The following is a 23,447-nucleotide window of genomic DNA, read 5'->3' on the forward strand; positions in this document are numbered from 1 at the left end:
AGTAGTGACCTTATCGTATTATAATGGCTAACAGGATGAACGGGCAGATCACGCAGGAAATCAAGCTCGGCAGCTATCTGAGGGATCGCCGCGCCAAGCTCGACCCGGCCGCCTTCGGCTTCGGGCCGGCGCGCCGGCGCACACCCGGCCTGCGCCGGGAAGAAGTGGCGCAGCGCGCCAATATCAGTCCGACCTGGTACACCTGGCTCGAACAGGGGCGCGGCGGCGCGCCATCGGCCGACGTGCTCGACCGTATCGCCCGCGCCCTGCTGCTGACCGAAGTCGAGCGCGAGCACCTCTTCCTCATCGGCCTCGGGCGCCCGCCCGAAGTACGCTACCGCAAGGGCGAGGACGTCACGCCACGGCTGCAGCGCGTGCTCGACGCGCTTCATCCGAGCCTGGCCCTGGTCAAGACCGCGACCTGGGACATCGTGGCCTGGAACAAGGCCGCCGCCGCGATTCTAACCGACTATGGCGCTCTGCCACCCCACCAGCGCAACGTCCTGCGCTTCATGTTCCTCGACCCTAGCGTACGCGCCGCCCAATATGACTGGGAGAGCGTGGCCCGCTTCGTGGTGGCGACGTTCAGGGCCGATACGGCACGGGCCGGGGCAGCGGCGGAAGTGGCACCACTCATCGAGGAACTCTGCCGGCTCAGCCCCGAATTCGAGACGATGTGGCGCGACAACGACGTCCGAGCCCATGGCGACGGCGTCAAGCGCCTGCGCCATCCGGTGCTCGGCCCGATCACGCTGGAATATTCGTCCTTCGCCGTCGATGGCCGGCCCGATCTCAGCATGCTGGTCTACAACCCGACGCCTGATGACCGCGACAGGATCAAGGCCTTTCTCGACGGGCTGGCAAGCCCCTCTCCCGGGTCGGGAGAGCGGCAGGGGTGAGGGAAATGAGCAAGCGTTCACCAGCGTCCCCCCTCTCTCCCCACCGGGGAGAGGGGAGACACGTGGAGGTTTCTCGTGACGACCTCAGACAGTATGAGGGTCGCCAACCGCAGCGAACTTCGCGAGCTCCCATGACCGATCCCGTCCCCTCTCCCCGCCAATTGCTCGAAAATGTCGGCCTGGGCGCCCATGCCGAACGCATCCTGCCCCATGAGTTGCCCGCCATTGCGATCCTGCTGGGGACCGGAGCCGGAGATATCGGCCAGAGCCGGATCGGGGGCCTGCCGGACCTGCCGGCCTCGCTCGCCTGGCCTCGCACGGCCAAGGGGGAAGCCATGGAGTTCACGCTCCAGATCGACCTTGCCGAGCTTCCGCCCGCTGCCAGCGCACTGCCGCGGGCCGGCATGCTCTATGTCTTCATCGGCCTCGACGAACCAGCGACCAATATCGAACACCGCATCCTGCTTCACACCGGCGCCGATCCCCTGCATCCGGCCGCGCTGCCGACCGATATTCCCTTCGCCAACGACATGTTCGCCGATGTCGAGCCGCGCCGCCTCGAATTTGTCGCCGTCCCCGACTTCCCGCGCTGGGCCACGCAGGATTTCGCGGCGGTGACCCGCGACATGAGCGAGGACGAGCACGACACCTACAACGAGGATTTCATGTGGTCGCTCGAGCCGAACACGGCGAGCCCCATGCTCGGCAAGCTGTTCGGCCACGCCGCCGGCATCGGCTCGGACCCGCGCGAGGATGCCTATGTGGTACGGGAGGTCAATCCGAAGTGGCTCTACAACACCCGCGAACGCACCAGGCTCGACCTCACGCCGGCGCGCAGCTGGCGTCATCTGCTCACCATCGATTCATGCATGGCCCTCGGCCTCGGCATCTGGGATGCCGGCTATTTGCAATTTCTCCAGCACGAAAACGACCTCGAAAAACTGGATTTTTCCAGGGTCTATGCCGCCGCGGAAAGCAGCTGAGAATCCGCCAGGCGTCGCAGGGGTTCCCCATGACCGCCAAAAAAGGTATGAGCGTCGCCACATCGCGTTGAATTGAGCGAGTCATCATGACCAGTCCTGCCGCCGAAACCCGCCAGCTTCTCGAGGCTCTCGGGGTTCCGGCCAGCCGCTTCACCGGCGGCTCCCGCACCGTTCGCAGCCCCCTCACCGGCGAGACCATCGGCGCCGTCAAGGACGACAGCCCGGCCGAAGCCAAGGCCGCCATCGGCAAGGCGCAGGCCGCTTTCGAAGCCTGGCGCAAGGTGCCCGGCCCGCAGCGCGGCGAACTGGTACGCCTGCTCGGCGAGGAACTGCGTGCCGCCAAGACCGAGCTCGGCCGCTTGGTCAGCCTCGAAGTTGGCAAGATCGCCTCCGAGGGCCTGGGCGAAGTGCAGGAGATGATCGACATCTGCGACTTCGCCACCGGCCTGTCGCGCCAGCTCTATGGCCTCACCATTGCCACCGAGCGTGGCGACCATCGCATGATGGAGCAGTGGCACCCGGCTGGCGTCGTCGGCGTGATCTCGGCCTTCAACTTCCCGGTTGCAGTGTGGAGCTGGAACGCGGCTCTCGCCTTCGTCTGCGGCGACAGCGTGGTGTGGAAGCCTTCCGAGAAGACCCCGCTCACGGCACTGGCCGTGGAAGCCATCTTCAACCGTGCTGCCGCACGCTTCGGCGGCGTGCCGGACGGCCTGCTCACCCTCATCCTCGGCGCCCGCGAGGTCGGCGAGGTTCTGGTCGACGATCCGCGCGTTCCCGTGGTCTCGGCCACCGGCTCCACCGCCATGGGCCGTATCGTCGGCGAGCGTGTCGCCCGCCGTTTCGGCCGATCCATCCTCGAGCTCGGCGGCAACAACGCCTCGATCGTCACGCCCTCGGCCGATCTCGATCTCGCCCTGCGCGCCATCGCCTTCGCCGCCATGGGCACGGCGGGCCAGCGCTGCACCTCGCTGCGCCGCCTGATCGTGCATGACAGCGTCTATGACGACCTCGTCGGCAAGCTGAAGAAGGTCTATGCTGGCATCAGCGTCGGCAATCCGCTCACCACCGAATCGCTGGTCGGCCCCCTGATCGACAAGGCTGCCTTCGACGGCATGCAGAAGGCGCTCGAGGAGGCCCGCAAGGCCGGCGGCACCGTGCATGGCGGCGCCCGCGTCGCGGAAGCCGGCCCGCAGGAGGCCTATTACGCCCGTCCGGCCCTGGTCGAGATGCCGAAGCAGGTCGGCCCCGTCGTTAACGAAACCTTCGCCCCGATTCTCTATGTGCTGAAATATAGCGAGTTCGACGAGGCTCTCGCATTGCAGAATGGCGTGCCGCAGGGCCTGTCCTCCTCGATCTTCGCCACCGACATGCGCGAGGTCGAGCGCTTCGTCTCCGCCCAGGGTTCCGATTGCGGCATCGCCAATGTCAATATGGGCCCTTCGGGCGCCGAGATCGGCGGCGCTTTCGGCGGCGAGAAGGAAACCGGCGGCGGTCGCGAGAGCGGCTCGGACGCCTGGAAGGCCTATATGCGGCGCCAGACCAGCGCCATCAATTACGGCCGGACCCTGCCGCTGGCGCAGGGCGTGAAATTCGATGTCGACGACGGAGGGACGAGCCCTTGAGGATGGCGGAGACGAGACGCTTGAGAAACCTTGGATTTGCGCTGGCCGGCTGTGTGACAGCCGGTTTCCTCACCCTCCCCGGTCTGGCACAGGCGCAGACACAGGCAAAACAGGCTCCCTCCCAGGCCATGGCGGTCGAAGCACCCGGCCCGGTCCTCAAGGCCAAGGCCAAGCTCGAAAAGCGCGCCAAGCGTTCCGGTGCTGCGGCCACTTCCGTTGCCGCGGCACCCCTCGAGGCGATGAAAGGCGGCGAAGCCGCGCTCGCCGCCATCCCCTTGCCGCCAGCCCGCCCACGCGACATCGCCGAGGCGAGCCCGGCGGCGCCCGCCGCGCACGAGGCCGAAATCCAGACCGCCAGCATCCCCACGGCGGCACCGGTGGCCGTGCAGAAAGCAGCAGCCGAGCCTTTGGATCTCAAGCCCATCGGCAATGTCGATTCTCTCATCACCAAGCACGCCGCCCGCTACAACGTGCCTGAGAGCCTGTTGCGCCGCGTGGTCAAGCGTGAAAGCGGCTTCAATCCCGGCGCACGCAACGGCCCCTATCTGGGCCTGATGCAGATGCGCCTCGATACCGCCCGTGGCATGGGTTACCAAGGCGGCGCCGCCGGTCTGTTCGACGCCGATACCAACCTCACCTATGGCGCCGCCTATCTCGCCAATGCCTGGCGCGTCTCCGGCGGCAGCCCGGACCGGGCGGTGCGGCTCTATTCCAGCGGCTACTATTACGAGGCCAAGCGCAGAGGCATGCTGCCGCATTTGATCAAGGGCAAGCCCAGCCGCTGAGGAGAGAGCAGGCTCTTCCCGCCTAGAGCAAAGCGCGTTCATGACTGAACGCTTGTTTGCTCTAGCTCATTGGTTCGACGCGTCTTTTCGATTCCGGATGACTCCGTCAAATCGCAAGATGCCATCGCGGGAAGGCTTTTCGATCTCCAGCAGCGCCTGACCATATCCGACATGTCCCAGCCTGAACTCAGCATCATCATCCCCACCAAGGACCGCCCCGACCTCCTGCGGCGGGCGCTGGCCTCGACGCAGGCTCAATCCTTCCGGGATTTCGAGCTCGTCGTGGTGGATGACGGCGATGGCAGCGGGGCGCGCCTTGCTGAAGAACTCGGCGTCGATCGCCTCCACGCCTTGCTGACCGGTGGCAGCGGCCAGGTTCCGGCCCGCAATCTCGGTGTCGCCGCGGCGCGCGGCCGGCGCATCGCCTTCCTGGATGACGACGACTGGTGGGCCGAGCCGGATCATCTCGAGCGTGTGCTCGCCAAGGCCGACAGCCGCGGCCTTCTCTATGCCTCCGGCCGCATCGTTGCCGAGGGCGATCGCGCCGACGCCGGCAGCGAACTCACCTTCGAGGCTCATGCCGACGCCGAAGCCATCCGCCGCGACAATCGCCTGCTGGTGTCTGGCGTCGTCTATCCGCGCAGCCTGCACCAGAATCTCGGCCCTTTCGACGACAAGCTGCCCTACTACTGGGATTGGGACTGGTATCTGCGCCTGTTCGCCGCCGGCGTGCCGTTCTCCGGCCCGCTGGGCGATGGGGTGCGCATTTCCGCCCGGAACGACAGCGTCTCGGCCGCCGCCAATCTCGCCGCACGCCAAGCCAACCTGACCCGCCTGTCCGCCAAGCATGGCTTGAGCCAGCTCGTACTGCGCAATCACGAATCGATCGCCCGGGAGGGCGGCCGGCCTTCGTGAGGCAGATCTATCGAGGCTCTACGCTCTTCTCATGAAAAGCTCTCCGATTGCCGTAGCGTTTCGGCAAGCCGGCGGAGCATGCTTGCAGATCGGCGATTGCTCCCTATGATCTCCTGCAACCATAACGAATAGCATCCAGGGAGATCCACATGTCCACCATGCTCCTCAACCGTCGCGGCCTGCTTTCCGCCGGCGCCGGGCTTGCCTTGACAGCCTTCTCTGCGCCCGCATTGGCGCAAAAGCGTATCCGCATGGTGGTTGCCACCGGCGGCACAGGCGGGGTTTTTTATCCCTATGGCGGAGGCCTGGCCAAGATCTTCTCTGAAAAGGTCCCCAATCTGCAGGCAACGGCCCAGGTCACCGGTGGTTCGGTCGACAATGCCAAGCTGCTGCATACCGGCGAGGCGGAGCTCGGCTTTTCCACGCTCGATTCCACCTATGACGCGGTCAACGGCCTGGGCGCCTATGAGCAAGACGGCAAGCAGGATGTCGCGGTGCTCGCCGTACTCTACGACTCCTTCCTGCATGTGGTGGCGAGCAAGGATGCCGGCATCAGCCGTATCGCCGATCTCAAGGGCAAGCGCGTTTCCATCGGCTCGGCCGGCTCCTCCACCGAATCGATTGCCGACCGTATCCTGGCCGCCGCCGGGCTCGACCCCAAGACCGACGTGACGCGCGACAATCTCGGCGTGGCCGAATCGGTCGGCGCGCTCAAGGATGGCAAGGTCACCGCCTTCTTCTGGATCGGCGGTGTACCGACCTCGGCAGTGCGCGACCTCGCCACCACCGGCCAGCCGCCGATCTCCTTCATCCCGGCCGATGCCGAACTCGCCGTGGTCGAGCAGAAATATCCGGGCCTCTACCGCCCCTTCCTCCTCAAGAAAGACGCCTATGCCGGCCTGACCGGCGACGTCGCCGGCCTCGGCATCGCCAATGTGCTGATCGTCTCGGCCAAGGCCGAGGACAGCCTGATCACAACCATGCTGGATGGCTTGTTCAACAATCTCGATGAGATCCACAAGGTCCATCCCGAAGCCCGCAAGCTCTCGCTCGCCACGGCCGCGACCAAGACGGCCGTGCCCTTCCATCCGGCGGCGGAGGCCTATTACAAGGCCAAGGGCGTGCTGAAGTGACCCCTGGGATCGCCGGCATCCTTGCCGGCTCTTTCCGTCCTGGGGACCCAGCGGCTGCGAGAACCGGTTGGAAGCCTGCCGTTCCAGGAAGATCTCCTATGCAGGTTAGCAAATCAGATTGGCCCCATGCGTGAAACCGAAACCAGGGTCGAGCTGACCGAAGAGGAATTCGAGCGGCTCGCTTCCGACAATGAGGGTGGGCCGGCGGCACATCTGTCCGGCTGGCTCGGACGGGTGACCGGCCTTTGCCTGTTCGGCCTCTCGGCCTATGTGCTCTATTGGACGCAGTTCGCCGTCAACACCACGATCTATCGCGTCAGCTTCCTGGCCATCGTGCTGGCCCTGGTCTTCGCTCTGTTCCCGCTGATACGCGACCGCACGCCGCGCGCCGCCTCGATCGAGGAATGGCTGGCCGGGCTGATCGGCGCCCTCGCCTGCCTCGCCTTGGCGCTGCAGAGCGGCATCTTCGCCCGCAGCCTGCCGGCGGCATTGCAGCTCGCGGTGGTTGGCCTCACCTTCGCCTTGATGCCGTTGGCGACGCGCAGCCGGCTCCTGATCACCACCCGCGTGCTCGATTGGATCCTGGTCGCACTCTGCATCGGCACAGCCCTGGTGCTCTGCCTGACCATCGAGGATTACAAGGCCCGGCCCACCCGCCCGACACCGGAGGAACTGGTGCTCGGCGGCGCCCTGATCCTCCTGGTGCTGGAGGCGACCCGCCGCACCGTCGGCTGGATCCTGCCAGCGATCGCCATCATCTTCCTGTTCTATTGCTATTTCGGGCCCTATATCCCCGAGCCTTTCGACCATCGCGGCTTCTCCCTGCAGCGCATCATCGGCCAGAACGCCCTGACGCTGGAAGGCCTGTTCTCGACGCCGCTCGACGTCGCCGCCACCTTCATCATCCTGTTCACCATCTATGGCGCGGTGCTGGAGCGCGGCGGGGCCGGCAAGTTCTTCATCGACTGGGCCTTCGCCCTGTTCGGCAAGACGCCCTCGCCCTCCGCACCCGGCCGCGCCGTGGTGACCTCGGGCTTCCTGCTCGGCACGGTGTCGGGCTCGGGCGTCGCCACCACCGTGACCATCGCCTCGCTCGCCTGGCCGATGCTGCGGCGCTCGGGCTACACGCCCAACGTTGCCGGCGGCATGCTCTCGGCAGCCGGCATCGGCGCCACGCTATCGCCGCCGACATTGGGGGCAGCCGCGTTCATCATCGCCGAATATCTCAATGTCGACTATCTCGACATCCTGATCTACGCTACCATCCCGACCCTGCTCTATTACCTTTCCTGCTGGCTGATGACGGAGGCCGATGCCCGCCGCCTCAAGGTCACGCCGGTGAAGACCTCCGACGCCTCGCTCTGGCAGCTGACGGTGAGCGAGGGCTACCACTTCCTCTCGCTCGGCGCGATCGCCGTCTTCCTCATCCTCGGCTTCACCTCCTTCCTGGCGGTGTTCTGGTCGATCGCCATCGCCTTCGGCCTGTCGATGATCCGCGGCCATTCCCGCCTGGTGACCCCGCGCGCCTTCGCCATCGGCGTGGTCGCGGGCCTCGCTGCCTATGGCTTCGGCAAATCCGGCCTGTCGGCGCAGATCGGCCTGGTCAATCTCTTCGACGGGCGCATCTCGGTCTGCGTGTTCTGGGGCATGGCGGCGGCCACGCTCGCCTCCGGCCTCGAAGCCTGGCTGGCCCTGCGCGCCGGGCGTACGCCCGATCCCGCAGCGACACGCATGATCGAGGCCTTGATCGATGGCTCGCGCTCGGTGCTCGGCATCGCCTCGATCTGCGCCTGCGCCGGCATCATCGTCTCCGTCGTCAACCTCACCGGCCTCGGCCTGACCATCTCCTCGATCATCGTCACGCTCGGTGGCGGCGAGCGGGTGGTGGTGATCATCCTCGCCGCCATCGCCATGTGGATCCTCGGCACCGCCGTACCGGTGACGGCGAGCTACATCATCGCCGCGGTGATGCTGGTGCCGGCGCTGACTGGCGTCGGCGTGCCGGAACCGGCCGCCCACATGTTCATGTTCTATTACGCCGTGCTGGCAGACGTCTCCCCGCCCACGGCGCTCGCCCCCTTTGCTGCGGCGGCAATCACCGGCGGCACGCCGTTCCGCACCATGATCCAGGCCTGGAAATACACGCTGCCGGCCTTCCTGGTGCCCTTCATGTTCTGTTTGACACCGGACGGCCTGCGCCTGCTGATGCTGGCCCCGGGCGGCGGCTGGCCCGCCGATCTCGGCGAATGGCTGCAGGTGCTGCTGACCACGGCCACCTCCTGTCTCGCCCTGGTCGGGCTCGCCATGGGCGCCACCGGCTATGCGCTGCGCCATGCCAATGCGCTCGAACGGATCCTGGCAACCATTGGCGGCGCCCTGCTGCTGGCCGCCGACGCCTGGGCTGATCTCGGCGGAACCGCCTTCCTGGGGGCGGCCCTGCTGCTGCACTGGCTGCGCGTGCGCCCGACACTGGGAGAGAAAGAAGCCTAGAAGATCGATAAAAGGGAACGAGACAGGCCTTTCCGGCTTCCTGGCAGGGGCGCCGCAGGGCAGCGCCGGTTATCAGGCTGCGTCGAACAAACTCTGATCGAAGGCCCGGCCTGATCCTCCAACCCAACACTTTGCAAAAGCTGCGTTTTTTGGTCTAAGCGGAGGCCGGCGACGACAAGAACGGGGCTATTCCATCTCGGCACCCAGATACTGTTGCCGATCCGCCACATCATATGGCCAAAATATGGCGGCCAGCCCAAATCTCCGGCAATGTCTTTGACTTGGAATCGCGGCTCTCTCAATTGATTCAATCAGACAGATGGTTCGGTGCCGGTCGTTCCCGGCATCGGGTGGAGTGAGGGGCGTCCATGTTCAAAGCAGTATTCCTATCGACCGTGATGGCAGTGGTCCTGTTTGCAGGCGCCGCAAGTGCCGCGGACCTCGCACCGCAGGCGGTCGAGCCGGTCGCTCCGGCCTATACGCCCTATGATTGGTCAGGCCCCTATATCGGCGTGCATGCCGGCTATGGCTGGGGCCGCGAGGATGACAACCAGAGCCGCCTGTTCCCAAACATTCAGGCTCGGGTCGCCGCCGATAAGTTCGACATGAACGGCTTCGTCGGCGGCGCCCATGCCGGCTACAACTACCAGATCGACCAGTTCGTCATCGGCGGGGAAGCCGACATCGATTATGCCGATCTCAAGGGCAGCCATCGCTACAGCTATTATGGTGGCCAGGCGACAGGCGTGCTGCGTATGAAGAGTGAGTGGCAGGGTTCGCTGCGCCTGCGCGCCGGCTACGCCTTCGACAATCTTCTGGTCTACGCCACCGGTGGTGTTGCCTTCGCCAACGGCAAATTGTCGGATGTTGGGCAGTTCCGTACTGCCTATGGTTCGAGCGACACCAACACCCATATCGGCTGGACCGTGGGCCTGGGTGCAGAATATGCGTTCACACAGAACTGGATCGGCCGCGCCGAGGTGCGTTACTCCGACTTCCAGAAGAAGGGCTACGAAACGGCCAATGGACGCGTCAAGGCCGGCTGGAACCAGACCACGGCCACGGCCGGCGTCAGCTACAAGTTCTGATCCTCTGTCAGATTTCGACGAAAGCCCGGCCCCGCGCCGGGTTTTCGTTTTTGCAGGCCTGCTATAGAGGAAACGACGGCAACCGAACCGGAGTGGGGTCTCGATGATGTCGCTGCAGGGCAAAAGGGTCTGGATTGCCGGCCATCGCGGCATGGTCGGCGCCGCCCTGATGCGGCGGCTCCAGGGCGAAGACTGCACGCTGCTGACGGCGGGCAGGGCCGAGCTCGACCTCCGGCGGCAGGCCGATACCGAAGCCTGGATCGAGCGGATGCGCCCCGAAGTGATCTTCCTCGCCGCCGCCAAGGTGGGGGGCATCCTGGCCAATGCCAGCTTTCCGGCCGATTTCCTCTACGACAATCTCGCCATCGAGGCCAATGTGGTGCATGCGGCCGCCCGCGCCGGCGTGAGCAAGCTTGTCATGCTCGGCTCGAGCTGTATCTATCCACGCGATGCCGCCCAGCCGATCGGCGAGGATCAGTTGCTGTCAGGCCCGCTCGAGCCGACCAATGAGTGGTATGCGATCGCCAAGATCGCCGGCCTCAAGCTGGTCCAGGCCTATCGGCGCCAGCATGGCTGCGACTTCATCGCCGCCATGCCCTGCAATCTCTACGGCCCGCACGACAATTTCGACCTGGCGTCGAGCCATGTCCTCGCCGCCCTCATCCGGCGAGTGCACGAAGCCAAATTGCGCCAAGCGCCCGCCATCGAGATCTGGGGCAGCGGCACGCCTCGGCGCGAATTCCTGCATGTCGACGACTGTGCCGACGCTTTGGTGCGCCTCGCCGGGGACTACTCGGATGAAAGGCCGATCAATATCGGGGCTGGCGAGGACATCACCATCCTGGAACTACTGGAGGCCGTGAAGCGCGTCGTCGGCTATGCCGGCGCCACCACGCATGATCGCAGCAAGCCGGACGGCACGCCGCGCAAGCTGATGGATTCCTCGCGCATCACTGCACTCGGCTGGCGCCCGCGAATCGGACTCGAGGATGGCCTGGCCCGGACCTATGCCTGGTATCTTGCCCATGAAGACAGGATCAAATCTGCCGGATCCTAACTTTCTCGACCTCCGCCTTCATCCAGCTTGTTGCCGCGCTCGGTCTCGATATCGGCAGTCATCATCTCCGTCACCAGCGCCTCGAAGGTAGTGTGATGGCGCCACCCCAGCACGGCATGTGCCTTGGCGGCATTGCCGATGAGACAATCGACCTCGGTTGGCCGGTAATAACGCGGGTCAATGGTGACGAGTTCGCGTCCGCTGGCCCGGTCGAGCCCCCTCTCCGCGAAACCCTCGCCAACCCAGTCGAGTGAACGCCCGACATGGGCGAAGGCCCGTTCGACGAAATCGCGCACCGAATGGACCCGGCCCGTCGCCAACACATAGTCGCCGGGCTGGTCCTGCTGCAGCATGCGCCACATTCCCTCCACATAGTCGCGGGCATGGCCCCAGTCGCGCCGGGCTCCGAGGTTGCCGAGATAGAGTCTGTCCTGCCGGCCGGCCTCGATGGCCGCCACCGCCCGGGTGATCTTGCGGCTGACGAAGGTCTCGCCGCGCACCGGGCTTTCATGGTTGAACAGGATGCCGTTGGAGGCGTGCAGGCCATAGGCCTCTCTGTGGTTCACCGTGGTCCAATGGGCATAGAGCTTGGCGATGGCATAGGGACTGCGCGGATTGAAGGGTGAGCTCTCGTCCTGCGGCCGGTCGCTCTGGCCGCCATAGAGCTCGGAAGTGGAAGCCTGGTAGAAACGGCAGCGCCCTTCCAGCTTGAGGGTGCGGATGGCCTGCAGCAGGCGCAGCGCGCCGATGGCGTCGATGTCGGCGGTATATTCGGGCATATCGAAGCTGACGCGTACATGGCTCTGCGCCGCCAGATTGTAGATCTCGTCGGGCTGCACCGCATCGATGACCCGCACCAGGCTCTGCCCATCCTGCATGTCGGCATAGTGGATATGCAGGCGCCGTCCTTCCACATGAGGATCCTGGTAGATCGCGTCGAGCCGCGCCGTATTGAAGGAGGAAGATGGCCGCTTGATGCCGTGGACCTGGTAGCCTTTCTCCAGCAGCAGCCTGGTGAGGTAATAACCGTCCTGTCCCGTCATGCCGGTGATAAGCGCCGTCTTGCCGTTCATGCTGCCCTCCCCTTGTCGGCCTTGCACCCGTCGCAGAGGCAGCCATCTCATGCGTCCGGTATGGATCAGAGCGTAGCCCCCCGCAAGCCGATGAAGGAATGCCTGCCGGCCAGTTGAGTTATGGCCGGTGAGCGGGTAGCACTCGAATCTGATCCTCCTTGCGCAAACAGGCCGCTTTTCCCATGTCCCAGGAACCGCCCTTTCTCAACGCCATGGAAGCCCGCATCTTCGGCTGCCTGATCGAAAAGCAGTTGCTGACGCCCGACGCCTATCCGCTGACGCTGAACGCGCTGCAGGCCGCGGCCAACCAGAAGACGTCGCGCGAGCCGGTCATGGCCCTGGAGGCGGGGGAGATCGGCCACACGCTCGCAACGCTGGAACAGCAGGGACTGGTGCGTCGCGCCTTCGGCTCACGCGTGGAGCGCTACGAGCATCTCGCCGGCCAGCGCTTCAACCTGACCAAGCAGCAATCGGCCCTGCTGGCGGTGATGTTGCTGCGCGGGGCCCAGACCCTGAACGAATTGCAGACCCGGACCGACCGCATGGCGAGCTTCGGCTCGGCCGACGAGATCAGGCAGGAGCTCGATCTGCTCGCCAGCGCCCGCCCGCCGCTGGTCAAGGAGATCGGCCGCGCGCCGGGGCAGCGCGAGGACCGCTTCGCGCATCTGCTTTCGGGCGATGTCGAGGTCTCCATGATCGCCGCCCCGGCACCGCGCGCCGCGGCGGCATCCCCATCGGCCATTGCCGAGCTTGAGGAGCGCGTGCGCACGCTGGAAGAGCAGGTTGCAGACCTCAAGGCACGGCTCGACGCCGTAGGAGCCTAGTTTCGGGACGTGGCTGCCGGCGGTGATGCCATCACGATTGTATTGGCAGGGCCAGCAGACGCAGATTCACTCCGGATAGTCCCTCTTCGGATGAATCAGCTGGTTCTCGCCATCTTCCATCGCTTCCCAGCCGAGAAATTCGGCGATCCGTGTGGCAAGGTCCGAATACCAGCCAAAGCAGGGCGGGCTCTCGGTGCCGACCAGCACCACGCGATCGAAGAACGGAATGAACTCGCCGTTGCTGGCCCACTCACCGGAATCAGTCGTCTTGACGATCGTCAGGTCAACCCAGGGCTTTCCGGGCGCATGGCCGAACGACACAGGATGTTTTTGTCGCAAATCCGGCAAGGTTTGCAGGAATGCGACCAGCCGCCGCGTGTCCGACGGTGCGCAAGCCGGAGAAGGCGGACGAATGGTCAGATAGCAATACATCCGCGCGCGGCCCCTTCAGGATCAGACGTAGGGCTTTGGCGCTGCGCCCCTCACACGAAAGTCCAACCCTGGCGCATTTTCCGAAAAAGTCGATAGACCGTTCGATTGGAAATCGCCTCTTCCCTCGGTATTGGCTTCGCCTGCGCCGTCTTCACGCCGCCTCCCGGCGATCACGGGCGCGGTCATAGGCACTGGGCTTCTGGCGCCAGTGCCCTTCCACGGCATCGGCGATCAGGGCGCCATAGACGGCATCGACGACGAGGGCGTTGCAGATTTCGTCAAACCAGGGATCGCCCTCCCTCAGCGTCGTGAAAGACGCCTTGCGCTCCTGCCGGTTCCAGACATTGAGCTTCACGCTGTCGAAGCGCATTGCGGTGCGGGAAAGACCAAAGCAGACGTGAGCGGCGCCATCGAGGGGTCCGGCCAGCAGGCCGCCGATCTGAACGAGATGAAGCTCCTCGAAGGCCAGGGTATAGTCGGGCATGGCTGACAGCTCCCATCACGGGCAAGATCCGTGGCTTATGGGAATAATATTCCCAATATGGGTACATTTTGTCAAGCCAGACTGGGACCAAATCAGAAGCCGGAACCAAATCAGAAAAAATGCCAGCCGGCGACGACCTTGCCGACGATCTGCAGCTCGTCCTCGCTGCGGGCGATCTGGACATGGCCGCCATTGTCGCTGATCACCCGGATGGCGTTGTCGCCGAGGATCTTGGAGGTCTCGATACGCTTGGCCTGAATGTCGCCCCAGCGGTCACGGATGGCATAGATGCCGTCGGGCGAGGGTATGCGGTGGCGGGTGTCGATGATCAGCGGTGTTCCCGGCGCAATCGTCGGGCGCATGGAATCACCCTTGGCCTCGATGATCAGCAATTCCCCCGGCTTGGCACCGATGCCGCGCAGGAACCAGGGCGGGAACACCCAGGGATCGGGCTTCACCGCATCCCGCGTCTCGATCTTATCGCCGTCGCGGTAATAGGCGTGCGCCACCTGCCCGCCGCCGCCCATGCCAGCGCGGGCGTCAACCTCGACGATGCCATTGCCGGGAATGCGCGGCGGCGCATCGGGATCGAGCGCCTCGGGCGCCTCCGGCTCGAAGAAGCCGTCGGGCTGGTGCTCGTCGGGATCGAAGGAGGCGAGCTGCAGGCGGTTCGACATCAGATCGCCGGGATCGACCTTCAGCGCCGCGGCGGCCCGCACGATCCATATGTCCGACAGGCGCCGCTCGCCCCGCTCCAGCTTCACGAGCTGAGACCTTTTTGTCCCCATTGCCTCGGCCAGCGCTTGCTGCGACAGGCCCTTGGCAGTGCGCAATGCTTTGAGATTGTTCCCCATACGGGTACATTGCCCCAGAAATCCTGTCTTGGCCAGAATTATTTTTGGGAACATTCCTCTTGCTTAATGAACCCATAATGGGTACATTAAGTTCATGGCCAGTACACGTCCCCCTGGCGCCATTCGCGTCGGGGCCAGCGTCTCCCGGTAGGCCGTACGGAAAAACAAATCAGGCAAGCGCTTTGCGCGCCCCACGCCGCCTCCGGAAGTCCGGAGGCAGGCCGCGGCGCCGTGATGGCTCATGGCCTGACGACAGAAAAAGGAGGCAGCCTCATGCAGCAGCCTGACGATCCGGGCTTCGCCCGTCACGACATCGCAGGGGACGCATGGCCGGAGGCTGGCCACGATGCCGGCAGCCGCCTCCTTGCCCTCGCTTTGTGCGCCCTCTCCGGCGGGCTCCTGGCTGCAATCGTCAGCCTCGTCACCGCCTGGCTGCGATGAGCGCCCGTCCTTCCGGCTCCTTTCCTCCCGGCCCCTCTCATCGGAGATCGACATGGCGATGCCGAACAGCAAGCCCCGACACTATCGTGCAGCGGATCAGCTGGAAACCGCACGTGCCCTGCGCGCCAAGGGTGCCAATCTGCGCCAGATCGCCCAAGCCCTCGGCCGCAACCACCGGGCCGTAACGGCCCTCCTGGCCCAGCTCGGCCCTGCCCAAGAGGACAGCGAGGAGACAGGCGAGCAGGATCGCCGGGCGCAAGCGCATCGCCGGGCCGTCCTGCAGCATCTCAACGACATCCGGCGCGAGCATGGCTTCGACAAGCGTTGGGAAAGCTACGTCCTGCGGCCGGAGACGGCGCTGCCTCTCGATAGCTGGCGCTTCCTCGACTTCTCTCCCACCGGTTCGCCCGCCGAGATGTGTGCCGGTCAGCTCGAACACTAAAAACTGGAAACGGGTTCAAAGTGCCCCGCCCAATCACAAGCCGGCTCGGTAATTCCACCCCAGAGCGCCTGGCTTGCACCGCTATTTGCACCCTTCTCCTTTCTCCCCTAGCCAGGAGGCCGCCTGAGATGCGCCCCTCTCCCTTCTTGAAGATCCGCCAACGCGAACCTTCGGGCCGGCTCCAGCGCGAGAGCGTCGCCGAAATCACCGCCACGGCCACAAGGAACCGCATCCGCATGGGCGTCCGGCCCGGGGACGCGCGCAGCCAGCTTGCCGGCTCGGTGTTCGGGCGCCTCTGCCTGCAGCAGGAGATCAATGCCCGGCAATATGAGGCAGGCTGCCGCTTTGCCATTGCCGTGATCCGCTATGCCAAGGTCATGGGCTTTGCCTCGCCCAACCCGCGCTCGCTCGACATGCTGATGCTGGGCGGTGGCGGCCATGGCGAGGAAGCCGGCGATGCCGAGGCGATCGCCAAGGCGCGCCGGCGCTACGAGGACATGTTCACCGCCCTCAACGACGCGCCCGATGGCAAGCGCTATCTCAAGGCACTCAAGGCCTGCATCCTGCAGGAACAGCATGCCGAGCTCGGTGATTTGCGCTGCGGATTGAATATTCTTTGCCGACTATGGGGTTGACGGCAATTACCCGATATGGCAAATTAAGACCCTGACAAAAAGCGCCCGACCGAAAGGTCCAGGCGCTTTTTTCATGCCCGCTCCTACCGCAGCGTTCTGCTGATGCCAACGGCATCGAGGCCTGACCTGTCATCCCCGGCGGGCCGAAGGCTCGGGAAGGGGATCCAGGCGCAAAAGGACAGCCCTCAGTCCTAAATCCCCTTTCCCTCCGCTCTCAAACGCTGTGACTCACTGACTTCCCGGCGGCCTTGCACCAGGTTTGACGGTGCGACATCACCTCTCCATCCGCGCACACGCATACCGTGCCGAGAGACTTGCCTATCGCGAGGCCCATTCCTGCTTCCGGCGAATGCCGCGGCTGCAAGCCGGCCCCCCCCAAGCCTCCCCCATCCTTGGACATTTCCCATCCTCACCCCCGCTCCCGGCGGGGATTTTTTTTGCCCGATGGACCCCCATGCCCCGTTTTCCAGACTACGACGCCGAAATTGGCCAGGGCTTGCAACTCCCCGTCGCCGGGCTGAGCGAAGTCCCTCCCGAGGCCGCCGCCTATCAGGCCAGGATCGCCCGCCAAAACGCCTTCGACGACGAGGAGCGCTTCAGCCAGCGTCGCCTGCAGCGCCAGGCCGAACTCGATGAAGCCGCAGGCGCCATGCCCCCCGGCGCCACCGGCTTTGCTGCCGGCGTCATGCGGAGCACGCAAAAGGGCGACAGCGCGCTGCTGGCGGCGATCTCGCCGGCCAATCGCCCCGCCTTTGCCACGAGGCTGGCCGCCGATCGCGAAGCCTTGCTCGGCAAGGCAGCCGTCATGGAACAGCAGGGCCGCGCCCGCTACGAAGCCGGGGAACTCGACAACGCCTTTGCTATCAACGAGCAGGATGTGGCTCGCGATCCCTCGCTGCTGGCAACCGCCAGGCAGGCCTATTTCGGCCTGGTCGACAGCTCGGGGCAGACGCCGGCCCAGAAGGCCCAGCGCCGCCAGGACGCCGAGCGCGGCTTTGCCATCGCGGCCTGGCACAGCCGCTTCGCGGATGATCCGGAGGCTGGCGCGGCCGCCCTCGGCGGGGATGACGCCGCCGGCGGCACGTCCGGCGACCCGGCCTTCGCCGCGATCCCCAAGGCGGAGCATAGCCGGCTGATCGGCGACGCCTTCCTCCGGCGAGACCAGAGCCAGGCCCTCGCCCGCGGCGCGCTCGAACCCATGCTGCGGGACGCCGAGACGGCGCTGACCAGCACCGGCCGCTACGACGCCCCCTTGCCGGACGAGACCCGCTTCGTCGCGGCCTATGGCCGCGAGGATGGCCCGCGCCGCCATGACGAGTTCCAGCGCATCGTCAAGCTGGGCGCCGATGTCGACGCCATCAAGGCGATGACGCCGGCCGAGCAGACCGCCTGGCTTGCCCGTTTCGCGCCCAAGGGGTCTGAGTTTACCGGCAACGGCCCCGATTTCGCGGAGGGGCGGGAGCGCCACGCCCGAGCCGTGCAGGCCATCGCCCTCAACCTGGCGGCACGCCACAAGAACCCCAACGCCTATGTCAGGGCCGTCTATCCCGCCCTCGACAAGCTGTGGAGCGAGGCGGAGAGTTCACCCGACAGGCTGAAAGCAGCCCTGGCAGCCACCAACGCCGCCATGGACGGGCTGGGCCTGCCGGCGCAAGGCCGCGCCGTGCTGCCCAAGGCGATGATCGACAAGGCGCTGACGCGCTTCGGCGACACCGCCAGGCCGCTGTCCGAGCGTATCGCGCCCTTCCGCGCCCTGATCACCGCGCCCGACGATCCCGCCCAGCAGGCCAATTTGTTTGCGCAGGCCATGCTGACTGGCCTGCCGCGCCTCGCCGCGCCGGCGCTCGCCGCCTATGGCAGGGGCGAGGACGACAACGCCGCTCGGCTGCTCGCCGCGGCCTTCGATACGCCGGCGAGCCAGAAGCCCGGCCAGCCGGCCGACTCGGCCGCATCCGCCGCGCCAACAAGCCCGCTCGCCTTGCGCGGCGGCGCGGATGCCACAAGCACCAATTCCGCCTGGCGGCCTGCTCACACCGACACCGCCATCGACCTCGGACCCGCGATGACGAGCGCGCTCACCCGGATGCACGCGGCCGGCCCTGGCGGCTTCGATCCCCTCACCGCCATGCTCTACGACCGACTGGTCCAGCGCAATCTCAGCCTCAATGGCAGCGACCTCGCCAATGCCCACGCCCTCGCCCGCCAGGACCTTCGCCTGCCCGGCCCCACGCTCTATGCGCAAATCCTGCCAAAGACCCTCACCGATGCTGCTCCGGGCAGTGGCTCGGCCAACGACAATGGCGGCGCCGGCATACAGAGGCCTGCCACCGCCACCCCCGCCAAGCCACTCTTCGAGATCCCCCAGGGACCGGGCAAGCCGGCCAATGTCAACAACAGCCCCACATTGCCCCCGTCTCCCGGCACCACCGTCGACAATGCCGGCAGGGCGCTCGTCCAAAAGCTGGGTGCCGCGCCCCTCAAACCGGGGAACGACAATGTGCCGAGGGTCCCAGAGTCTCCGGTGAAATCGGCGCCTGTCGCTGCACCACCCGGCATGCGTGGGGCCAATTTCGCCAAAGGCACCGCTCGCGGGAATAGTCCACTTGTGGGGCTCCTTTTGGAGGTCTTCAACGGAGCCACGGACGTATCCGCCCCCTATCCCGGCACCGTCATACCCCGATCCTTCGTCCTGCCAGCCTTCGGCGGCGTGAAAGTCTCGCCCGAGGCGACCCACGCCCTGCTCACCGGTTTGGAGAAATGGACCGACAAGCCGGAGCAAGAGCGCAGCCTGGCTCAAGCCGAAAGTCTGCAACGCTTCAAAATCGCCGCGAGCGATGCCCTACGCCGGACCGCAGGTCATCCCCTCGACTACGAGCTGGTCTCCACCGGCGGCTTCGACTTCATCCTTGCCCCGGGCGCCAAGCCGGGTGAGCCGGCGCGGATCGTCATGGCGCGTTGGACGCCGGCAGCCGGCGAGGCAGATCTGTGGCTATCCCTCGATGGCGGCCAACCAAGCCCGATACCCCGCCCTCCCCAGACCGCCGCCGCTCCCTATGACCAGGCGGTCTATGACAGCCTGTACACATCCAGCCGCAATCCGACCTATGCCTACACCATCGCCCGCACCATGCAGGCAGTTCGGCAGGCGGGTCAGGCCAAGCCGGGTTCTGAAGATCAAGGGGAGCATCAGCCGACCTGGGAAACGCGCTGGTTCATCCCCGAAGGCGATCCAGCCCTTGCCGGGATTGGAATGCCGTCGCCGGATCAACAGCGAACCTCCCCTCTCGGTACCTTCGGCATAGTCCCCGCCCCCACACAGCCTCCGAACCTGCCCCCCGCCACCGGCGAAGATGGCGAAAATGGTCCCGAGCCTCTCGTCGAGCCGCTTCCGCCCTCGCCCCCGGATCAGCCCTTCTTCCCAAGCGATTACTATGCCGCCCGCAAGGCAGGGTTGACCAGGCAACAGGCTCTCAACATCGCGATTGGCAATTATCGCAACAGGGGAGGCCGGTCAGACGCCGACAAGGGTGGCTCCTCACCTCCGACTGTGCCGTCTCCGCCGCCTCGTCCTCCTCAAGATCCAAGCGATCCTTATGACGAGGCCAAATACGACAGTATGTACGTGCTCACGGGAAGTCCCCGGGCGGCGTTGAAGGCAGCCAAGGATACCTATCGTTCAACGGCGCGTAATAAGAATCCTGACGGATCGCCTACTCCGACCATGGCTAACAAGGAGCGAAAAGGCCAAAGCTACCCTCCGCCCCCTCTTAATCCCGACGACCACATCGATATGGCGGACTATACCGCCCATCGAAATGCTGGACTTAACGCCTCCGCCGCGCTTGAGGCTGCCAGGACTGACTTGAAAGAGTTGATCGCGAGAGAAACCCAGGGTGGAGCAGTGCCGACCGCCACCGATCGGCCAGAAAAAGGGCAGGTCCCCAAGCCAGTCACGGACAAAACACCCTGGTATCGTCTTCTCCGAGGCGCAATCATCCAAGGCTATGCCGATTGGACTGTCGAAACACGCCGGCAGCAGATCGCAACTGGAAAACAACCAACGCACCCAGAGGTTACTACAGCCGGCATTGTCGGAAATACTGTTAAATTCAGTATGAATCAGAAATCTCGATTCGATTATAATGACCCCAATCAAGACACCCTCGCGGCCAATGCAATCCGAACTGATACCCAGCGGATACAAGACGCCGGCAACGAAACGTCACCTAATGAGAAGATGGCGGACGCCCACGGTGAAGTCGCCCTCATTCAGAAGTTCGCTGATGCTGGTCAAACCAAAGGGCGGTTCCTTCATATGGTCGTCAATGGCCGCGATGTTTGTGGCTGGTGTATGGTCGATATCGCTCGTGCAGCTACGGCGGCAGAACTGGAAGGGTTGGTTATCTATGAAACCGCGACAGGCAACACTAAATATTGGCATTATGGGATGGGTAGTATCAAACGCATCGGAGATGTTAACCCATGAAAAAAAATAACTTTCACATAAGTTGGTTCATTCGCGACATTCCACGCCCTGAAGGTGGCGGTGGCAAGTCCAATTGCGATTGGGATTTCATAATAAAAAAATTACAGAGGCTTCAACATGAAGATGGATCCGTAGCGCTTGAATTTGACAACGGCAATGAAGACGATGACAAATCCTTAAGCGTACACGCTCAGAACGATCATTATTTTATCGTTTTTAATGACAAAAGAGATGGAAAACATTTTCGACACGTCTCATTTGATCCAGCCTCTCCGTATAGTAAATACGAGATGCAGGGCTCTGATTGGGATTCTCGTATAATTTTTACCGATTATGATTTAGTATACGATGTATTTAAGCAATTCTTTGAAACTGAAAAGATAAGCTCACCGCGTATTGCACCTTACTGAATTACGGTGACAGTGCACTCTATTGACAACTCTAAGTGCGGCCGCATCGTGCCTTGATGGCTCGGCTTGCACGCATCGTGGTTCCCGGTCTGCCCTATCATGTCACCCAGCGAGGCAATGGGCGGCAGCGCACTTTCTTTGGCGCAGAGGATTACGCCCTCTACCGCGACTGCCTTGCGGACCATTGCCAGGCGGCCGGCGTCGAGGTGTGGGCCTGGTGTTTGATGCCGAATCACGTGCCCATCATTCTCGTGCCGTCCGATCCGGATGGCCTGCGGCGGGCCTTGGCGCCAACCCATCGGCGCTATGCCGGCCATGTCCATGCGCGCGAGAAACGCACGGGGCATTTTTGGCAGGGACGCTATGGCGCGGTTGCGATGGATGAGGCGCATCTGCTGCACGCGGTGCGCTATGTTAGCCTCAATCCGGTGCGGGCCGGTCTGGTGGAGCGGGCTCAGGATTGGCCCTGAGCCAGCACACGGGCCCATCTCTTCGGGTAAGAAGACGGCATCACCGGCCTCACGGCGCTCCGCCAGCGTATCGTCAATTTTTCCGATCTACTCGATGATGATACGGACGAGGCGATGTTCAATCGCATTCGCCGGGCGGAGAGCGTCGGACGCCCGCTTGGCGACGACGCCTTCATCGATCGCATCGCGATATTAACCGGCCGCGAGGTGAGGCCGGGAAAGCGCGGACCTAAGCCCAAGGAAGGGTAGTTGGTGTTGATCGACTGGACTGGCAATAGAATGCACTGTCACCGTAATTGCAAGGATACCTATCGTTCAACGGCCCGTAACAGGGATCCCGACGGACTGCCTGCTCCGGCCGTACCCACTAAGGAACAAAAAGGCCAGAGCTACCCTCCTCCCCCTCTTAATCCCGACGACCACATCGATATGGCGGACTATAATGCCCATCGAAATGCTAGACTCGACACGTCCGCCGCGCTTGAGGCCGCCAAGACTGACTTGAAGGAGTTGATCGCGAGAGAAACCCAAGGCGGAGCACCGCCAACCGCCGCCGATCGGCCGGCCAAAGGACAGGTCCCCAGGCCGGTCACGGACACGACGCCCTGGTATCGTCTTCTCCGAGGCACAATCATCCAAGGCTATGCAGATTGGACCGTTGAGACACGTCGACTGCAGATACAAACTGGAAAGCAACCAACACATCCCGAGGTGACCGCCGCAGGCATCATTGGTAGTACCACTGAGTTCAGTATGAATCAGACATCGCGACATGATTACAATGACCCCGATCAGGATAGTCTTGCCGCCGAGGCAATTCGAAACGATGCCAAGAGGGTACGTGAAGCCGGTAACCAGCCTTCAGCTAATGAGAAGATGGCAAATGCTCATGCCGAAGTCATCATAATTCAAAAATTCGCGGATGCGGGTCGGACCGAGGGCGAACATCTATACATGGTGGTTAACGGTCGCGACGTCTGCGGCTACTGGGAGAAGGATATCGCTCGCGCTACCACCGCGGCCAAGCTGGAGGGGCTAGTGATCTACGAAACGGCAACGGGTCACACCAAATATTGGCGCAAGGGTATGCGCGCGATCATGCGCATGAGAGATAATGCACAATGAACAAGAACGATTTTTTTGTTAGCTGGTTTATTCGCGACGTCCCCCGTCCGGAGGGAGGAGGAGGGCAAGCGAACTGTGATTGGGACCTAATCCTGTCAAAGCTTCAGGCGCTGCGTCACGCGGATGGATCTGTCAATCTTGTCTACGACAATGGCGAAGAGAGCGATTATAAGTCACTAAGTGTTCACGCGCAAAACGATCACTATTTTATTGTTTTTCATGATAAGAAAAATGAAGAAGACGTTCGACGCGCGTCCTTCGATTCAAATATTCCATATGGAAAATATGAAATGCAAGGATACACGTGGGATTCTCGCACGATATTTACTGATTACGAACTTGCATACGACACATTTAAACAGTTCTTTGAAACAAAGAACATTACGTCATCACGTATAGTTCCCTACTAATACCTGACATATTTACGATATTCACGCTTCATTACGGCCACGGGACGGCGTTGATGAGATAACGGCGACAGTGTGCTAAATTTTATTATTGCGCTCTCGCCGTAATTCCTATGCGCAGAACGATAATTTCTTTATCGTCTTCGATAATCGAGAGAATGGTGAACCATTTCACCGCGTCTCGTTTGATGAAAATATCCCGTGAAGCGAATACGAGATGCAAGGCGCCGATTGGGATGCTCGTATCATCTTTACCGACTACGAACTAGTCTATGATGTGTTCAAGCAGTTTTTCGACACTCTGAACATCGTTTCACCACGGCTCTATCCGTGAGATGAGAAGCGGCATGGCAGCTTTGAGCCAATATCTTTCCGACTGATTCAATCGGGCG

The 23,447-nt window shown here is 63.5% G+C and carries 23 protein-coding genes; 19 read left to right on the forward strand and 4 right to left on the reverse strand.

Going from position 1 to position 23,447, the window contains the following annotated elements; translation table 11 throughout:
- Nucleotides 1–35 precede the first annotated feature (35 nt).
- The 9 genes from ABXS05_RS33355 to ABXS05_RS33395 all read left to right on the forward strand — a co-directional run bounded on the left by ABXS05_RS33355 (nt 36) and on the right by ABXS05_RS33395 (nt 10,972).
- Entirely contained in the window at nt 36–899 is an 864-nt protein-coding gene (locus ABXS05_RS33355) for a helix-turn-helix transcriptional regulator (RefSeq protein ID WP_367626864.1), read from the forward strand.
- Nucleotides 900–1,030: 131 nt separating this feature from the next.
- The gene (locus tag ABXS05_RS33360; protein WP_367626865.1) at nt 1,031–1,882 is read left to right on the forward strand and encodes a DUF1963 domain-containing protein; all 852 of its coding nucleotides are present in this window, start codon (nt 1,031–1,033) and stop codon (nt 1,880–1,882) included.
- 86 nt (nt 1,883–1,968) lie between these two features.
- Nucleotides 1,969–3,504, forward strand: coding sequence for an L-piperidine-6-carboxylate dehydrogenase (amaB, locus tag ABXS05_RS33365; protein WP_367626866.1), 1,536 nt, complete (start codon nt 1,969–1,971; stop codon nt 3,502–3,504).
- Nucleotides 3,505–3,524: 20 nt separating this feature from the next.
- Nucleotides 3,525–4,289 (forward strand): transglycosylase SLT domain-containing protein, encoded by a 765-nt coding sequence (locus ABXS05_RS33370; protein ID WP_367626867.1) that lies wholly within the window; start codon nt 3,525–3,527, stop codon nt 4,287–4,289.
- A gap of 171 nt (nt 4,290–4,460) precedes the next feature.
- Nucleotides 4,461–5,204 carry a glycosyltransferase family 2 protein gene (locus ABXS05_RS33375; protein WP_367626868.1) on the forward strand — a complete coding sequence of 248 codons (744 nt, stop codon included), beginning with the start codon at nt 4,461–4,463 and terminating at the stop codon, nt 5,202–5,204.
- A 149-nt stretch (nt 5,205–5,353) separates the two neighbouring features.
- The gene (locus ABXS05_RS33380; RefSeq protein ID WP_367626869.1) at nt 5,354–6,337 is read left to right on the forward strand and encodes a TAXI family TRAP transporter solute-binding subunit; all 984 of its coding nucleotides are present in this window, start codon (nt 5,354–5,356) and stop codon (nt 6,335–6,337) included.
- A gap of 126 nt (nt 6,338–6,463) precedes the next feature.
- The gene (locus ABXS05_RS33385; RefSeq protein ID WP_367626870.1) at nt 6,464–8,827 is read left to right on the forward strand and encodes a TRAP transporter permease; all 2,364 of its coding nucleotides are present in this window, start codon (nt 6,464–6,466) and stop codon (nt 8,825–8,827) included.
- A gap of 368 nt (nt 8,828–9,195) precedes the next feature.
- On the forward strand, nt 9,196–9,915 hold the full coding sequence (locus ABXS05_RS33390) for an outer membrane protein (protein ID WP_367626871.1): 720 nt from the start codon (nt 9,196–9,198) through the stop codon (nt 9,913–9,915).
- A 103-nt stretch (nt 9,916–10,018) separates the two neighbouring features.
- The gene (locus ABXS05_RS33395) at nt 10,019–10,972 is read left to right on the forward strand and encodes a GDP-L-fucose synthase family protein (protein WP_367626872.1); all 954 of its coding nucleotides are present in this window, start codon (nt 10,019–10,021) and stop codon (nt 10,970–10,972) included.
- Here the strand turns inward: ABXS05_RS33395 and gmd are convergent.
- Nucleotides 10,969–12,045, reverse strand: coding sequence for a GDP-mannose 4,6-dehydratase (gmd, locus tag ABXS05_RS33400; protein WP_367626873.1), 1,077 nt, complete (start codon nt 12,043–12,045; stop codon nt 10,969–10,971). The genes ABXS05_RS33395 and gmd overlap by 4 nt on opposite strands.
- A 182-nt stretch (nt 12,046–12,227) precedes the next feature.
- Here gmd and ABXS05_RS33405 point away from each other — a divergent pair, with 182 nt between their 5' ends.
- A complete protein-coding gene (locus ABXS05_RS33405; RefSeq protein WP_311944090.1) occupies nt 12,228–12,869 on the forward strand; it encodes a YceH family protein in 642 nt (213 codons plus the stop codon).
- Nucleotides 12,870–12,935: 66 nt separating this feature from the next.
- Here ABXS05_RS33405 and ABXS05_RS33410 read toward each other — a convergent pair whose 3' ends face one another.
- The 3 genes from ABXS05_RS33410 to ABXS05_RS33420 all read right to left on the reverse strand — a co-directional run bounded on the left by ABXS05_RS33410 (nt 12,936) and on the right by ABXS05_RS33420 (nt 14,639).
- Nucleotides 12,936–13,301, reverse strand: a complete 366-nt coding sequence (locus ABXS05_RS33410) for a hypothetical protein (RefSeq protein WP_367626874.1) — start codon at nt 13,299–13,301, stop codon at nt 12,936–12,938.
- 151 nt (nt 13,302–13,452) lie between these two features.
- Nucleotides 13,453–13,785, reverse strand: a complete 333-nt coding sequence (locus ABXS05_RS33415; protein ID WP_311944086.1) for a hypothetical protein — start codon at nt 13,783–13,785, stop codon at nt 13,453–13,455.
- Between the two features lie 110 nt (nt 13,786–13,895).
- Nucleotides 13,896–14,639 carry an XRE family transcriptional regulator gene (locus ABXS05_RS33420; protein WP_187829798.1) on the reverse strand — a complete coding sequence of 248 codons (744 nt, stop codon included), beginning with the start codon at nt 14,637–14,639 and terminating at the stop codon, nt 13,896–13,898.
- 273 nt (nt 14,640–14,912) lie between these two features.
- On the opposite strand from ABXS05_RS33420, the gene ABXS05_RS33425 reads away from it, so the two are divergent.
- The 9 genes from ABXS05_RS33425 to ABXS05_RS34900 all read left to right on the forward strand — a co-directional run bounded on the left by ABXS05_RS33425 (nt 14,913) and on the right by ABXS05_RS34900 (nt 23,389).
- Entirely contained in the window at nt 14,913–15,080 is a 168-nt protein-coding gene (locus tag ABXS05_RS33425; protein ID WP_367626875.1) for a hypothetical protein, read from the forward strand.
- Between the two features lie 52 nt (nt 15,081–15,132).
- Nucleotides 15,133–15,522, forward strand: coding sequence for a hypothetical protein (locus tag ABXS05_RS33430; protein ID WP_367626876.1), 390 nt, complete (start codon nt 15,133–15,135; stop codon nt 15,520–15,522).
- Nucleotides 15,523–15,650: 128 nt separating this feature from the next.
- Nucleotides 15,651–16,157 (forward strand): hypothetical protein, encoded by a 507-nt coding sequence (locus ABXS05_RS33435; protein WP_367626877.1) that lies wholly within the window; start codon nt 15,651–15,653, stop codon nt 16,155–16,157.
- A 454-nt stretch (nt 16,158–16,611) separates the two neighbouring features.
- The gene (locus tag ABXS05_RS33440) at nt 16,612–20,643 is read left to right on the forward strand and encodes a cytidine deaminase-like fold-containing protein (protein ID WP_367626878.1); all 4,032 of its coding nucleotides are present in this window, start codon (nt 16,612–16,614) and stop codon (nt 20,641–20,643) included.
- On the forward strand, nt 20,640–21,053 hold the full coding sequence (locus ABXS05_RS33445; protein ID WP_311944079.1) for a DUF6911 family protein: 414 nt from the start codon (nt 20,640–20,642) through the stop codon (nt 21,051–21,053). The genes ABXS05_RS33440 and ABXS05_RS33445 overlap by 4 nt, the downstream gene beginning before the upstream one ends.
- Before the next feature lie 56 nt (nt 21,054–21,109).
- Entirely contained in the window at nt 21,110–21,523 is a 414-nt protein-coding gene (locus ABXS05_RS33450) for a transposase (RefSeq protein ID WP_311944077.1), read from the forward strand.
- A 252-nt stretch (nt 21,524–21,775) separates the two neighbouring features.
- A complete protein-coding gene (locus tag ABXS05_RS33455; protein ID WP_437178720.1) occupies nt 21,776–22,648 on the forward strand; it encodes a cytidine deaminase-like fold-containing protein in 873 nt (290 codons plus the stop codon).
- The gene (locus ABXS05_RS33460) at nt 22,645–23,058 is read left to right on the forward strand and encodes a DUF6911 family protein (RefSeq protein WP_367626879.1); all 414 of its coding nucleotides are present in this window, start codon (nt 22,645–22,647) and stop codon (nt 23,056–23,058) included. The genes ABXS05_RS33455 and ABXS05_RS33460 overlap by 4 nt, the downstream gene beginning before the upstream one ends.
- Nucleotides 23,059–23,272: 214 nt before the next feature.
- Nucleotides 23,273–23,389 (forward strand): DUF6911 family protein, encoded by a 117-nt coding sequence (locus ABXS05_RS34900; RefSeq protein WP_376717777.1) that lies wholly within the window; start codon nt 23,273–23,275, stop codon nt 23,387–23,389.
- Nucleotides 23,390–23,447: the final 58 nt, after the last annotated feature.

It is taken from the genome of Labrys neptuniae (genome assembly GCF_040797145.1).
GTDB classification, from domain to species: Bacteria; Pseudomonadota; Alphaproteobacteria; order Rhizobiales; family Labraceae; genus Labrys; species Labrys neptuniae.

Excerpts from the sequence above, each read along its gene's own strand:
- ABXS05_RS33435 (WP_367626877.1), top strand. The coding sequence starts at position 15,651 with ATGCGCCCCTCTCCCTTCTTGAAGATCCGCCAACGCGAACCTTCGGGC.
- ABXS05_RS33360 (WP_367626865.1), top strand. The coding sequence starts at position 1,031 with ATGACCGATCCCGTCCCCTCTCCCCGCCAATTGCTCGAAAATGTCGGC.
- amaB (WP_367626866.1), top strand. The coding sequence starts at position 1,969 with ATGACCAGTCCTGCCGCCGAAACCCGCCAGCTTCTCGAGGCTCTCGGG.
- ABXS05_RS33430 (WP_367626876.1), top strand. The coding sequence starts at position 15,133 with ATGGCGATGCCGAACAGCAAGCCCCGACACTATCGTGCAGCGGATCAG.
- ABXS05_RS33460 (WP_367626879.1), top strand. The coding sequence starts at position 22,645 with ATGAACAAGAACGATTTTTTTGTTAGCTGGTTTATTCGCGACGTCCCC.
- ABXS05_RS34900 (WP_376717777.1), top strand. The coding sequence starts at position 23,273 with ATGCAAGGCGCCGATTGGGATGCTCGTATCATCTTTACCGACTACGAA.
- ABXS05_RS33450 (WP_311944077.1), top strand. The coding sequence starts at position 21,110 with ATGGCTCGGCTTGCACGCATCGTGGTTCCCGGTCTGCCCTATCATGTC.
- ABXS05_RS33390 (WP_367626871.1), top strand. The coding sequence starts at position 9,196 with ATGTTCAAAGCAGTATTCCTATCGACCGTGATGGCAGTGGTCCTGTTT.
- ABXS05_RS33405 (WP_311944090.1), top strand. The coding sequence starts at position 12,228 with ATGTCCCAGGAACCGCCCTTTCTCAACGCCATGGAAGCCCGCATCTTC.
- ABXS05_RS33375 (WP_367626868.1), top strand. The coding sequence starts at position 4,461 with ATGTCCCAGCCTGAACTCAGCATCATCATCCCCACCAAGGACCGCCCC.
- ABXS05_RS33420 (WP_187829798.1), bottom strand. The coding sequence starts at position 14,639 with ATGGGGAACAATCTCAAAGCATTGCGCACTGCCAAGGGCCTGTCGCAG.
- ABXS05_RS33395 (WP_367626872.1), top strand. The coding sequence starts at position 10,019 with ATGATGTCGCTGCAGGGCAAAAGGGTCTGGATTGCCGGCCATCGCGGC.
- gmd (WP_367626873.1), bottom strand. The coding sequence starts at position 12,045 with ATGAACGGCAAGACGGCGCTTATCACCGGCATGACGGGACAGGACGGT.
- ABXS05_RS33380 (WP_367626869.1), top strand. The coding sequence starts at position 5,354 with ATGTCCACCATGCTCCTCAACCGTCGCGGCCTGCTTTCCGCCGGCGCC.
- ABXS05_RS33425 (WP_367626875.1), top strand. The coding sequence starts at position 14,913 with ATGCAGCAGCCTGACGATCCGGGCTTCGCCCGTCACGACATCGCAGGG.
- ABXS05_RS33410 (WP_367626874.1), bottom strand. The coding sequence starts at position 13,301 with ATGTATTGCTATCTGACCATTCGTCCGCCTTCTCCGGCTTGCGCACCG.
- ABXS05_RS33415 (WP_311944086.1), bottom strand. The coding sequence starts at position 13,785 with ATGCCCGACTATACCCTGGCCTTCGAGGAGCTTCATCTCGTTCAGATC.
- ABXS05_RS33445 (WP_311944079.1), top strand. The coding sequence starts at position 20,640 with ATGAAAAAAAATAACTTTCACATAAGTTGGTTCATTCGCGACATTCCA.
- ABXS05_RS33355 (WP_367626864.1), top strand. The coding sequence starts at position 36 with ATGAACGGGCAGATCACGCAGGAAATCAAGCTCGGCAGCTATCTGAGG.
- ABXS05_RS33440 (WP_367626878.1), top strand. The coding sequence starts at position 16,612 with ATGCCCCGTTTTCCAGACTACGACGCCGAAATTGGCCAGGGCTTGCAA.
- ABXS05_RS33385 (WP_367626870.1), top strand. The coding sequence starts at position 6,464 with ATGCGTGAAACCGAAACCAGGGTCGAGCTGACCGAAGAGGAATTCGAG.